Below are 12,826 nucleotides of genomic sequence, written 5' to 3'. Positions count from 1 at the left end.
GTGATATAGATAAGGGAGAGTTAAATGATGAAGAAATTTTTTCTAGTTTTTGTGATTGCTTGCCTGGCATTTGCAAATTTTAGTACAGGTGCTTTAGCGAATAATTTTGAGGATCAGCCAATTGAAAATGCATTTCAAATTATAGAAAATACTGAAGATATTATTATTGCCCAAGCTGTACATCCAAATGGAGATGAGTTATACGCTACTTTAGATAAAAATACAAATGAATATACATTAAAAGCTATTGTAAAAGATGAAGGTTTACTAAAATTTGCTAGTAGTGATAAAGAATACGAATACACGGTTGATGTACAGGAATTATCAGAAGACGGTATTAAAGCTGTATTTACAGATGTTAATTCAGCTGAAAAATTCAAAATCGAAGAAACTGTAGAATTTACTGAAAAGGTAGTAGCGCAAGGACCATTACTAGGCTTACTTCCTGTTATTGAGTGGGGAGGGGCCGCTTTATTAAGCTGGTTAGCCGCCAATGCAGCCGCGATTACTATTGCAGGTGTAACTGCATATTTAGCAACGCATGTTTGGTCAAAATATAAAAATCAACCATACAACTATTACCAAGCTTTCATTAGTGGTGGCGATGTTTATATTGGTTCTGCATTTAAAGATGATGCTTCTGCATTTGCAGCCATTAAAGGATCTGAAAAAGTAGATGTATGGGCTAAAACAGAAAGTAAGTCAAATGAAGCTGCAAGGAAAGGTGGAAATGGAAACCCACCTGCATCACTTCACCACACAACAGAATCCTTTGGTAAAGGTGATGGTTATTATAAACACTGGCATCCATTAAGAGAAACTCAAATCGATCCACGAACAGGTAGAGCAATCTATGTAAAGAAAGATAATCATATTTTTTACATGTAATTTAAGAGCAATAGCTTCTATAATAAAAAGAAGTTATTGCTTTATTTATCTGCTTTTTGGTTAATTATTATTTGATTTTACAAAATTTAATAGGATTTTATAAGAGGTGACATGATGTTTGAAATTAAAAAAATAGATTTTACTTTATATTGTGAAAAAATAGATATTTCATTAGAACAAAAAATCGTTTTCTCTATCGAAGATAATAAAGGAGAAAGAGAGTTTGGAAATGTATATAAAGGAGTATTGCTTTACGACTTGATCACAAATAATACTTCCAAGTTAGTATTCAATAAATTTGCCAATAAAATTACAATGAAAAATAAAAAAGATACTCATTTTTTTTATTTTTCAATAAGTTGTAATGAGAATAATATTAATCTAGAAATAAGCAAATTTGATTGCGTTTTATGGACAGAAGAAAAAATCTGTTCAATTAATTTTGATAAAGAAAGATATAAAGAGTTTCAGAATATAAACTCCCGAAGCTATATATACAATCTCGATGGACGCCATATTTTATTACAAGTATTAGATGATATTATTTTAGTTGATTCAGTTGAAAAAGTCTTCTATAATACCGGGAATAAATATGATGTACTCTTCAATTCTTATATCGACACTTTTATAAATGGAGAAATTGATTATATATATGTTCAAAATGGAAAATATAATTGGAAAGACAAAAAGCAACATTTCCTTATGTCTGAAACAAATCACGAATTCTTCAAAAAGACTTTAAAAGAAGATGATAGTATTTATATTCTTCCTATAACAGAGTTAATTCATAATTTAAAACTAAAATTAGATGTAACTTTCACTCGAATTTCTACTTGTAATCACAAGTGCGGTTACCCTTATTTTGGAGGAGATATTACTAATGGTATTATGAGTTTCCAAATTAACGATTTTGTTAATAACCAAACAACATTAGTCTATTATTCAATTTTAGAATCAAAAATAATTAAAAGAAAACAATTCAATACTCTTTATGATATTGTTTATGCTGTAGACGATGATTGTCTAACAATTGTTGATCCAAAGCAAAATGACAGAACTAAAGAAATTATTAGTATCACTGAAAATAAAACTATAATTTCAATTCCAGCAGAAGAGTATGTAATTACCCTTAATAAGGACTATATTCTAACGGTTAAATATGATGCACAAAATGGTGATGTAAACATATTTGTATATAAGAATCAATTTACAAAAGAGAAAATAGGAGAAGGCAAGCAATATTTTATCGATTTTGATAAAAAAATAATTGTTTTATTCAAATGATAAAACTTATAGCAATTTTTACAATGTTAATCGATCATATAGGTTACATTTTTTTCCCTGATGTAATGATCTTAAGGATGATAGGTAGATTATCTTTTCCATTGTTTGCATATGGTATCGCAATAGGAATGAAAAGAACAAAAGATGTGAAAAAGTATGGATTTCGATTATTAATACTGGCTTTAATTTCTCAATTGCCGTATCAATTAGTATTTGGAACTAGGTATTTCAATGTTTTATTTACTTTATTTATTGGCCTATTTTCATTAATTATATTAAAGGCTAACATTAAAATATCTATTAAAATTTCAATTATAGTTGGATTAACATTAATAAGTGATCTTCTAAACTTTGAATATGGTATTTATGGTGTGCTTTTAATTATTTGTTTTTATTTTTGTGATAATAATATAAAGTTGGTAAGTTCTGTAACGATTCTAACTTTAGTAGGGGTAATTATTTATAATTATCCTATGATACAATTGTTTTCTATTTTAGCAGTATTGATAATCCCCTTACAGAAAAAGTTTGATTTTAAAATTAGTAAGATTGTATCTTACCTTTTTTACCCTTCCCATCTTATCCTTTTGTGGTTTATCGAATATAAATTTTAAAATACAATATCTTGTTACATATGATTTCTTATAAATTTATCAAAAGGATAAAATCAAAAAAGCGATTTCTCGTTTCTGAGAAATCGCTTTTTATGTCTAAATGCTTACCACAATTGATAGCCTTTGGAGCCAGCCGGTGAGTTCGAAATAATATCGATAATTGGCACTGTGTAAGCGAATAAAATTAACGCTACTAAAATAACAAGCCATACTTTGAAGTTTTCTAAAATAGCTGGTGTTGGGCCGCTAAGCTCATGTACATCACCAATAGGGAATTCTTCTTCACCTTTAGGTGCAAACCAAGCTAATTTCACGACGATATACATAATGACTAGAATCGCGATAAAGAGAATCGTTCCGCCTACAGCTTGTGCGATTTGATAAGGAATCCAATCATAGGCCTGTGAAGCACCACCATATTCTGAGTAATCTGAGCGACGAGGTGCACCGATAAGACCAGCAATATGCATCGCAGAAGACATAATCGTCATACCAGTAGCCCATAAGATACCAGCGAAATTACTAAGATTATTTAATGATTTCGTCAATGTACGACCTGTTAAATGTGGAATTAACCAGAAGGCCGCACCGAAGTAAGTTAAAACAACAGCTGTAGCAATTGTTAAATGGAAATGCCCTGTAACCCAAATGGTATTATGGATTAATTGGTTCATTTGATAGGAGGCATTGACAATACCACCTGCACCACCAGGAATAAATGCCACCATACCGATAAATGGAACGAAGAAACGAGCATCTTTCCATGGTAATTTTTTAAACCATCCGAACAGCCCTTTACCACCTAATTCACGACCACGTAACTCGAACATGGCAAACATCGAGAAGGCTGTCATAAGAGATGGGACAATTACAGCGAACGTTAATACAACTTGAATGAACTTCCATGTACCATCAATACCAGGCTCTGTTAACTGATGGTGAATCCCAACAGGAATAGAGAAGAGTAAGAACAGCATGAACGAAAGTCTTGCTAAAGAATCGGAGAAAATTTTTCCGCCAATTACTTTTGGGATAATCACGTACCAAACCATGTAGGCAGGTAATAGCCAGAAGTATACAAGTGCATGCCCGAAATACCAGAAGAGGGTACGGGATAATGCAACATCGACACGTTCAATTAAACCTAATGACCATGGTAACAGTTGAATTAATACAGAAGCTGCTACACCAAGTGTTGCCACGAACCACATTAAATTATTGACAACTACCATAAACGATAATAATGGGCTGCGTTGTCCGCTACCTTTATTTTCTTTGCGCCACTGTACATAACGTAAAATTTGACCTGCGCCGCCAACCCAAGAACCAACCACGACTAATGTAAGGCCTAAATAGAAAATCCAGTGTGCCTTTAGAGGTGCATAGAATGTATAAAGTACAGTTGCTTTATTCAATAAAACCATGGTTGCTGAAGCAGCTGTACCAATTGTCATTAACCAAAAACCGATCCAGCCAAGTCTACGTTGACTAGCAGTGAATGTACCAGATGTACGACTTACACTAGCAATTTGGAAGCCGTAAATAAAGAATGTAGTTAAAATAAGACCAAGTAATACACCGTGTACTGTTAAAACTTGATAATAGCCAATGCCTGCTGGTAATGTAAATTGACCAGAACGCACAAATACTTGTAATAAACCTGCAAGACCACCTAATAGCAATGAGATGAATGCCACATAAATATGTGCCATTGCTAGCTTTGCATCGCGACGATCTACTTTTGTCATCGAATTAGTGTGACTCATTTGAATCCACCACCTTTAGCATAGAGTGCATCATCGTATGTCCTGTACCACAATACTCATTACATACGATTAAAAACTCGCCTACTTTGTTAACTTCTGTTACGTATTCCGAAATATAACCAGGCTCAAGCATCATGTTGATATTCGTACCTGCCACCTCAAAACCGTGCATAACATCTTCGCTTGTTGCGATGAATTTCACCTTTGCACCAAGTGGTACCTCAATTTGTGGAGGATTATAATTGAATGCAGAAGCTACTACTACCACTTCATAATCCCAATCTTTTCCCTCAACCTTATGGACTCCTGGATTATCAAAAGGTGCTGTCTCTTTCACTTTCTCGTAATCTAGTGTTTTTTTACCATTGTTCGGATGGGAGCCTTGATGAAATGCCCCGATACCGAGAATGATCAGGAATGCAACTAAAGTAGCAACTCCGAACACAAGCCAATACTTCTCATACTTATGTATGTGCATATGTTTCTGTCCCTTCTTTATATATTAAAATCTTCCAATGAACAAATCGAAGCAGTACACCCAGAGTAAAATGATGATAATACCAACTCCAAAAACTGCATAGAGTGAACCTTTTAAATTTTCATCTGACTTCTTTTTGTTGTTTGCCATTTTTGCCCCTCCTACGCTTTTTATTGTTGTGTTTCTTACTGTCATCATATAAAAATCCATAGCATTTTGATGTGAAAAAAATCACACTTCTACACGTATTATGTGAAGAAAGTGTGAAGAATTAAAAAAAGAAAAAAACAAGCCATCTCAAAAGTCATTGAGAGAGCTTGTTATCTTATTATATTTTGCTTAATTTTAATAAAAACAATAGATGGAGAAAGACTTGCACATTCCTTCCCGTTTTTTCTACCTATACATGAAGGCTGTAGGCTTTTGCATACAATGATCCATTCTAGTTTTTTATCCTTCTTCCTCGATGGTTAATAGAACTGTTAATGCACCAATGCTTGGAACCGAAACTGGGAGAACAAATGCTTTTTCAAAGCCGTATAACTTTGTATTGCCCACCATCACCGTTGGAGGAGTGATATCAATTTCTAAGCTTTCTTGCCCAACAGTTGTACATAAATTTCCTGCAATCATGTTACCAAATTCTCCAGTAAAGGATTCTAGCATTTCTCCCTCCAGTGGCATACCGAACATGGTACTCCCAATCCCGCTAAACACATCGGGGGATGAATCAATGATAACGCGACCCTTTACATCTCCAATTAAACCAATTAATACGCCCATTTGCTGCTGTTGAAAGGGTTCAGAAATAATACTAGGCGACTTTACTTCTATATCCATAGGAAGAATGGATTTTAAAGCGTGAATAGTCCCGTTTAAAATAGTTTGAAAGTACTTCGAATTACTCATCATTACCGCATCCTTTTTCCGACTTTTCTACATCTTACCATGTAAAAAGGGTAAGATGAAAGTATGTCTTGACGAATTAACGTGAAATTTATAATATAATAATGAGAATGATTTTCAAATTCAATGAGATGGTCTGAAAGCCTAATAAAAAAATACATAATTTATATGAAAAGGAGCGGTTAGCAATGACATTCGTATTGATTGGAGCAGCTGTAGTGATCTATATTGGTGTTGGGAAATACGTCATGAAACAGGCGACTGCACATTTGAAATAATTACAGCCAAAAGAGTATGGAGCATCAGCGCTTCATACTCTTTTTACTTGCCCAAATGAAGAGAAATATTTATTTTTTCAGAAAATTGTTGTAAAATAAAGCCAATCCTTTAGGGTTATACATAAAGAAATCAGGTGACTAACATGACAAAACTATTAGTAACAGGGTTTGAGCCATTTCTTCATTATAAAATAAATCCAACGATGCAAATTGTCGCAAATTTAGATGGAGAAACAATAGGAGACTATCGCATTGTTGGACGAATTCTCTCTGTAGATTTTCAGCAATCGGCGGAACAATTAAAGCAGTATCTAGAGGAAGTAAAGCCACAAATTATTATTTCTTTAGGATTAGCAGGAGGGCGTTTTAAAATAACGCCAGAGCGCATTGCCATTAATGTGAAAGATGGCGAGCCTGATAATAATGGCTACACGCCGGTCGATGAAAGCATTGATAAGGATGGAGCGGATGCTTATTTAACGAATTTACCGATTCGCAATATGGTGAATCGCTTACAGGCAGCGGGGTATCCAGCAGAAATTTCAAATACTGCAGGTACGTACTTATGCAATAATATTATGTATGAAGGACTTGTTTATGCACAGCAACACGAAGGGGTTCGTGCTGGCTTTATTCATATTCCAGCATCATTTGACCTGGCCATCCAACATGGCAAAATTCCTGGCTGGCATATCCGAGATTTAATAGCTGCGGTAAAGCTTTGTATTGAGGAGAGCATACGTGCAACCAATCATTGAATTTCCTCATGCGATGTGGATTAGCCAACATACTATTCGCTTTGCATTCAAGGAGGAAATCTCCCACGCCAACTTTCAGGCAGTCCAAGCATTTAATCGGTTTCTGAAACAGCAGTTACAGCATAATCTCGTCGAAAGTGTTGCAAGCTATCATACTGTTACAGCCTATGTCAACAGCCTCTAGATGTTGGTTCATTGAGAGGGGATTGGCTAGAGATGCAAACTCTCACAGCAATGGCAGAAGGAACGAAGAAAATTTTAAGAATACCCATTTGCTATGATGAGGAATTTGCCTTAGATAAGCAGCGAGTCATGAACTATACAGGTTTATCATTTGAAGACTTTAAAACATTACACTTATCGAAAAGCTATTATGTTTATGTTATGGGCTTTTTACCAGGTTTTCCTTATTTAGGTGAATTAGATACTAAGTTGTGTGTACCACGCTTAAAGAAGCCACGAGCTACTGTTTCAGCTAGTTCTGTTGGTATAGGCGGTAGGCAAACAGGCATCTACCCTGTTGAGTCACCAGGTGGCTGGAATATTATCGGGAAAACTCCTCTAGATTTATTTAATGTTGATCGCCAAGAGCCATTTTTATTGGCTCTTGGCGATGAAGTTCAATTTTATGAAATAACTAAACAACAGTTTTGGGAAATGAAAAGCAAAGGAGTGTAGCGATTGAAGCCACTTCTGCTCGTCACCAAACAAGGTGTCTATGGTAGCCTACAGGACCAAGGTAGATTTGGCTATCGGGCATTTGGTATTCCGTTATCTGGACCGATGGACAAAGTATCGTTTCAAGCAGCACAGCTAATCTTAGAAAATCCTCATGACCAAACATCCTTTGAAATGTTTGTGGGTGGCTTTGAATTTGAGGCATTGGCAGATGGAGTCTATGTATTAACAGGTGGACATTGTACATGCTTGGTCAATAATACACCGATAGAGATGTGGAAAACTTTCCACTTAATGAATGGCGATCGGTTGGTGATTAAACATGTGAATCAAGGCGCGATTGTTTATTTGACACCTCTTGGCGGGTTTACTTCACAAGTTAAGCTTGGTAGTCGCTCAAACCTGTCACTTGGTCAACTAGGAACAAACATCACAAAAGGTAGCATTTTGTATGGGCAAGACTCAGCGCCATTCCATTATAATCGAGGTCTTTATGCGCCATATCGTCCAACTTTTGATCGTGCTATTTCAGTTAGAGTACTGAAAGGCCCTCATTTTCATTTATTTAGGGAAGAGAGTCAACGCCATTTTTTACAAAATGCTTTTCAATTTATTGGTGGTAATCGCATGGGCTATTACGTAAAGGGAACTGTTTTACAGCTGCAAGAAATGCAAGATATTTTGTCAGAGGCGACCCAGTTCGGCACCATTCAAGTGCCGCCAAGCGGTCATCCTATCATTTTAATGGCCGATGCCCAAACGGTAGGGGGTTATCCTATTATTGCGACGGTACATGAAGACGATTTACATAAAGTAGCTCAAATGCGTATGTTTAACACGATACGATTTGCACTGGAGGTAAGAGGATGCCAATAGATATTAACTGTGATTTAGCTGAATATGATGATGCTTTTCTAACAGGAAAAGAGGAAGAAATATTGGACTATGTCACATCCATTAATATAGCATGCGGCTATCATGCAGGGCATCATACGTTGATGCATCAAACTGTTCGCAGTGCCATTCGTAAAAATGTTCATATTGGTGCACATCCAGGCTATCCTGATCGAGAGGGCTTTGGTCGTCGAAACATGGCATTTAGCGCAGCAGAAATTTATGATATGATGGTCTATCAGATTGGCGCATTACAAGCCTTCGTTCAAATTGAAAAAGGCATGCTCCATCATATTAAGCCACATGGCGCACTCTATAATCAATGCGTAAATGATCGGGAAAAAGCGTCAGCTGTCGTCGATGCAGTCTATGATCTTAATCCACAGCTTATTTTATATTGTTTATCTGGTAGCCAAATCGTAGAGATTGCAAGAGGCAAGGGGCTTCAAGTATATGAGGAAGTTTTTTCGGATCGACGTTATAACGATGATGGCACTTTAGTGGATAGACAGGAGCCTAATGCCTTAATACAAACAGAGCAAGAAATGCTGATACATGTAAAAGGTATTTTAACGGCCAATGAAGTCTTGTCTGTGCAATCTAAAAAAATAAAAGTCGCTGCTCAAACTCTATGTATTCATGGAGATGGCCCCCGTGCGCTAGACTATGCAAAAAAAATTGCCGCGCTCAGACAGCAACTATAATAGTAAAATGGATGCCCTAAGGAGAGTGTAGGGCATCCATATTATTTAGATAGTTTGCAGCTTCAAACACAATAATTGCAGCGAGGTTTTTTTACGCAATGATGGTTGGGACATATAAAAGTTCACATCCATTGCGAACTTTTTAAATCTAAAAACCTCTTACTTTGCATATATTTTCTTGCGTAGCAAGGTAGATTCAAAAAGACGACCTAGTAACATAACTATGTAGGTTACCCCTAACCCAATACATGCGCCTGCTAACACATCTAGAAAGTAGTGCACACCGATAAAAATTCTTGAAATGGCCATTAAGCAGGCCAGCAGGATGAGTACAGTGCCCATTTTTCTTCGTTTCCAAAACAAAGCGAATGCCAGGGCAAATGAACCAGCAGCATGATTACTTGGAAATGAAGGGTCCAGATTTGATTTTTCGAGTAATAATGTTACGCTATGATTGACAAATGGGCGAGGTCGAAAATACGCCATTTCTATAATTTTATCTATACCAAGTGTAAGAATAACAATCGTTAATGCATATAATACTATTTTTCTATTTTCCTGCTGATTTTGGGATTTTGAAAACCATAGCCATATAAATACCAGTCCAAATAGAATGGGCCCATACTTTGAAAACAAGAGGACAAGTTGATCTAAAATCGGATATTTTCCTGCAAACTGGTTTAGTAGTTTGAAAAGTTGATAATCTATATTCATATTCTCTCTAAGATGAAACTCCTTCTAATTTAGTCACTTGTACATTGTCCTCTGATGATAAAAACTCTTCTAATGCACTTTTGTTCTTTTCCAAATCAATATCTAGCACTGCGCCTACATTTACATGTTTGTTGTCAAAAGAACTGGCGACAGGAATTCGTAAAGTATCCACACCATTAGATTTCCCATCTATTAAACCTTTCCCAATTGCAAGAATGGTTTTATTGTCAATATTAGTATCGATATATGCCTCAGCAACACCAAGTATTTTTGGTAAATTTATTAAACTTTGAAAGCTAATTTGTTCTTTGACCTTTGTCATAACTTCCTGTTGGCGTTCAACTCGCCCGAAATCACTTAAACGATCGTGGCGGAATCGTACATAAGCTAATAACTGGTCACCGTGTAAAGTTTGTTCTCCAGGAAATAATGTCATACCAATTCCATATGACATTTCATAAGGGATATCAACTTCAATCCCATTTGGTGCTAGAAGATCCACAATTTTGGGGAATCCTTCAAAATCAACGATAGCGTAGTAATTGACATCAATATCAAAATTCTGCTTAATTGATTTCCTTACAAGTTCTGGGCCTCCAAAAGCAAATGCAGCGTTTATTTTATTCATCCCGTAATCTGGGATGTCAACATACGTATCTCTCATAATCGAAACGATTTTTACATTATTCGTAGTTTGATTATAGTGTGCAATCATTAAAGCATCAGATCTACCTTCGTCTCCTCTAGAGTCACTGCCTATCAATAGCACATTAATCTCACCAAATTGCGGGTCTACACCTTTGAAAGGCTCAAAAGTCTCTTCATCTTCTTTATTGATATCGTCTTCTGCCATAGCCAATCCACTATTGTACTGATATATCCAATAAACAATCCCTATTGAGATGATTAATGCAAATGCTAAAAACGAATTTCTTAGCCATCTACGTCTCGTTTTACTATGTTTCATAAATTAATTAATCCACCTATCAGTTATTTTTTAACAAACCTTTTGCAGTAAGTTGTACAGCTATCGCATCGTCCAAATAACCAATAGGAAATAGATAATCCGGAATGACATCCACTGGAATAATAAAATACAATAATGTACTTCCAATTATTGTTAATTCAAATAGTGTACCCTTATTTGTTGTAAATTTTTCATATAACTCTTTCAACTTGCTAATAAATGGTCCAACGCTACCTACACTCTGAATCTTTTCGTTAAAACTCTTATGAATTGTATTTTTTCCTTCTTCTGTTTGAGCAAATAATCCATAATCGTCTAATTTTTTTTCAACATCTTGCACTGAAAATTGATTGTCATAAACATTAGAAGCCTTAAGAAAAGTCTGTATTGCATCAACAGAGGTATGAATATCTGATTGAGACTCTTCATGTCTCTGTTCGATAGGATACCCTGCAGCTTCAACAAGATTAATGAAAGGAATACCAAGACATTCAGCGAATTTTTCTAAATGTTGAGGTGTTGCCTTTCGTTTATTATTGATAATCCGTGAAATCGTAGCTGTATCGACCCCTGTAAGTTCACTAAACTTCCGCATGGATAATGAGCGTTCTTTTAGTAATTCTTTCAACAATAAACCTAGAGTAGTACTTTCTCTATTTTCTGCCATATTCGATTCTCCCTTCTGTTAGTTCCTTAATGATTGTCTAATGGAAAATTACCGTTGTACAGAAGTGTAATATTGTGTTGACAAAATGTCAACACAATATTAATAAAATGCTGCAAAAGCAAGCAGTAACATCAACAAACCACTAATTACTGTGCCAAATTGCCCTATAGTAAATGAACTAACCTGAACATCAGCGACCTTACTTCCTAATTTGACTCCTGCCCAAACAGTAATAAAGCTCCCGATTGCAGCTGTTAACGAAATGACAACAGGTGAAAGTCCGAGTAGGCCAGCGCCCACACCATTTGTAAGTGCATTTGCTGATAATGCAATACCAAGAAGTATAGATTCTCCCCAGCCGATTTCATCAGACTTATTAAAATCAGCTTCCTCAGGGTTTTTAAAAATACTTTGCCCATTTTTGGGCTGTAACGCCTCTTTTGAAGGTTCATTTTTACGTGGTTTAGCTAAAAGAATGATGCGAATCCCGATGATAAATAACAATAAGGCTCCAAAGATTACAGGGAGCATACCTGGAAGAATAGTCGAGAGCCAAACCCCAAACGTAATGCCTCCCATACTCATAACAAAGCATATAATTGCTATTAATAAATTTTTCCCAAAACTAACATGTATCTTTCGAATCCCGTAAGAGAGCCCTACGCCTAAATTATCTATACTTGATGAAAGCGTAAAAGTTAAAATGATTAACCAAGTCACAGCTTACACCCCTTATTTTTTTATATCATATTATTTATGTTGACAATTGGTGCCTGTTTTCCTAAAATTGTTGACAAAAAAGCAACGGTTATGCCACTTAAAAAAACTCGTCCATTATTGAGCACCATTGTTTTGTTTCATGTACTTACAATGTATTAATTAAGTGTCCTTCGATTTTGGAATAAAAAAAGACCCAATCCAAGCCTAATAGACAAAGAATCGGAGCTTTCGGTTTTCATTATTTTTTTACTTATTTTAACAGGGGAATCCAAACTACCACCTTGTACAATTTTCCGAACAGTTTTCATTTTTGTTAGAAGTATTGGTTCGAAGTCTATTGCCTGTAAATTTTTCTTCAAGTGACTTAGATTTCTGTGAATCAATGGACAGAGCAGAAGTACCTGTTACATTAACATGACTATTGATAATGGAAAGTACCATCGATTTACGCCCTTTAGGGTCTTTATTTCATGGTGAAGCCTGTCTGTGCAATCTAAAAAATAAAAGTGG

At 35.5% G+C, this 12,826-nt stretch carries 16 protein-coding genes; 8 read left to right on the top strand and 8 right to left on the bottom strand.

Annotated elements, in window-relative coordinates; all coding sequences use genetic code 11:
• The first annotated feature begins 24 nt into the window (after window positions 1-24).
• From MHI34_RS21975 to MHI34_RS21965, 3 genes are all read left to right on the top strand, one after another.
• Entirely contained in the window at window positions 25-888 is an 864-nt protein-coding gene (locus MHI34_RS21975; protein WP_145991278.1) for a hypothetical protein, read from the top strand.
• Between the two features lie 111 nt (window positions 889-999).
• Window positions 1,000-2,172, top strand: a complete 1,173-nt coding sequence (locus MHI34_RS21970) for a hypothetical protein (RefSeq protein ID WP_145991276.1) — start codon at window positions 1,000-1,002, stop codon at window positions 2,170-2,172.
• Between the two features lie 23 nt (window positions 2,173-2,195).
• Entirely contained in the window at window positions 2,196-2,786 is a 591-nt protein-coding gene (locus MHI34_RS21965) for a TraX family protein (protein WP_180957763.1), read from the top strand.
• A gap of 104 nt (window positions 2,787-2,890) precedes the next feature.
• Here the strand turns inward: MHI34_RS21965 and MHI34_RS21960 are convergent, their stop codons facing one another.
• From MHI34_RS21960 to MHI34_RS21945, 4 genes are all read right to left on the bottom strand, one after another.
• Window positions 2,891-4,552 carry a b(o/a)3-type cytochrome-c oxidase subunit 1 gene (locus MHI34_RS21960; RefSeq protein WP_058845107.1) on the bottom strand — a complete coding sequence of 554 codons (1,662 nt, stop codon included), beginning with the start codon at window positions 4,550-4,552 and terminating at the stop codon, window positions 2,891-2,893.
• Complete coding sequence (locus tag MHI34_RS21955; RefSeq protein WP_036118325.1) at window positions 4,539-5,030, bottom strand: cytochrome b5; 492 nt, start codon at window positions 5,028-5,030, stop codon at window positions 4,539-4,541. Before MHI34_RS21955 ends, MHI34_RS21960 begins: the two co-directional genes overlap by 14 nt.
• Before the next feature lie 24 nt (window positions 5,031-5,054).
• Window positions 5,055-5,180: a hypothetical protein gene (locus tag MHI34_RS21950; protein WP_255358839.1), complete on the bottom strand. Its 126-nt coding sequence runs from the start codon at window positions 5,178-5,180 to the stop codon at window positions 5,055-5,057.
• Between the two features lie 300 nt (window positions 5,181-5,480).
• Complete coding sequence (locus MHI34_RS21945; RefSeq protein WP_036118321.1) at window positions 5,481-5,939, bottom strand: chemotaxis protein CheX; 459 nt, start codon at window positions 5,937-5,939, stop codon at window positions 5,481-5,483.
• Window positions 5,940-6,357: 418 nt separating this feature from the next.
• Here MHI34_RS21945 and pcp point away from each other — a divergent pair, with 418 nt between their 5' ends.
• From pcp to MHI34_RS21920, 5 genes are read left to right on the top strand one after another with little or no spacing between them, the layout of a single operon-like run.
• Window positions 6,358-6,972: a pyroglutamyl-peptidase I gene (gene pcp, locus MHI34_RS21940; protein ID WP_342503981.1), complete on the top strand. Its 615-nt coding sequence runs from the start codon at window positions 6,358-6,360 to the stop codon at window positions 6,970-6,972.
• Complete coding sequence (locus tag MHI34_RS21935; protein ID WP_342504499.1) at window positions 6,956-7,156, top strand: hypothetical protein; 201 nt, start codon at window positions 6,956-6,958, stop codon at window positions 7,154-7,156. The genes pcp and MHI34_RS21935 overlap by 17 nt, the downstream gene beginning before the upstream one ends.
• A gap of 32 nt (window positions 7,157-7,188) precedes the next feature.
• Window positions 7,189-7,650, top strand: a complete 462-nt coding sequence (gene pxpB, locus MHI34_RS21930; RefSeq protein ID WP_342503980.1) for a 5-oxoprolinase subunit PxpB — start codon at window positions 7,189-7,191, stop codon at window positions 7,648-7,650.
• Between the two features lie 3 nt (window positions 7,651-7,653).
• Window positions 7,654-8,526: a biotin-dependent carboxyltransferase family protein gene (locus MHI34_RS21925; protein WP_058845110.1), complete on the top strand. Its 873-nt coding sequence runs from the start codon at window positions 7,654-7,656 to the stop codon at window positions 8,524-8,526.
• Window positions 8,517-9,248, top strand: coding sequence for a 5-oxoprolinase subunit PxpA (locus MHI34_RS21920; RefSeq protein WP_036118299.1), 732 nt, complete (start codon window positions 8,517-8,519; stop codon window positions 9,246-9,248). The genes MHI34_RS21925 and MHI34_RS21920 overlap by 10 nt, the downstream gene beginning before the upstream one ends.
• A 159-nt stretch (window positions 9,249-9,407) precedes the next feature.
• Here the strand turns inward: MHI34_RS21920 and MHI34_RS21915 are convergent, their stop codons facing one another.
• The 4 genes from MHI34_RS21915 to ytaF form a co-directional block, all read right to left on the bottom strand.
• Window positions 9,408-9,962, bottom strand: coding sequence for a phosphatase PAP2 family protein (locus MHI34_RS21915; RefSeq protein ID WP_141902978.1), 555 nt, complete (start codon window positions 9,960-9,962; stop codon window positions 9,408-9,410).
• A gap of 7 nt (window positions 9,963-9,969) precedes the next feature.
• Complete coding sequence (locus MHI34_RS21910) at window positions 9,970-10,929, bottom strand: LCP family protein (RefSeq protein WP_342503979.1); 960 nt, start codon at window positions 10,927-10,929, stop codon at window positions 9,970-9,972.
• A gap of 19 nt (window positions 10,930-10,948) precedes the next feature.
• Window positions 10,949-11,596, bottom strand: a complete 648-nt coding sequence (locus tag MHI34_RS21905) for a helix-turn-helix domain-containing protein (protein ID WP_036118291.1) — start codon at window positions 11,594-11,596, stop codon at window positions 10,949-10,951.
• Between the two features lie 99 nt (window positions 11,597-11,695).
• On the bottom strand, window positions 11,696-12,316 hold the full coding sequence (gene ytaF / locus MHI34_RS21900; protein WP_342503978.1) for a sporulation membrane protein YtaF: 621 nt from the start codon (window positions 12,314-12,316) through the stop codon (window positions 11,696-11,698).
• Window positions 12,317-12,826 lie beyond the last annotated feature (510 nt).

Origin of the sequence: Lysinibacillus sp. FSL L8-0126 (genome assembly GCF_038630385.1) — a bacterium.
GTDB lineage: Bacteria > Bacillota > Bacilli > Bacillales_A > Planococcaceae > Lysinibacillus > Lysinibacillus fusiformis_D.
Note: the sequence above shows the minus strand (reverse complement) of the source record. Positions and strands in the feature narration are given on the sequence as shown.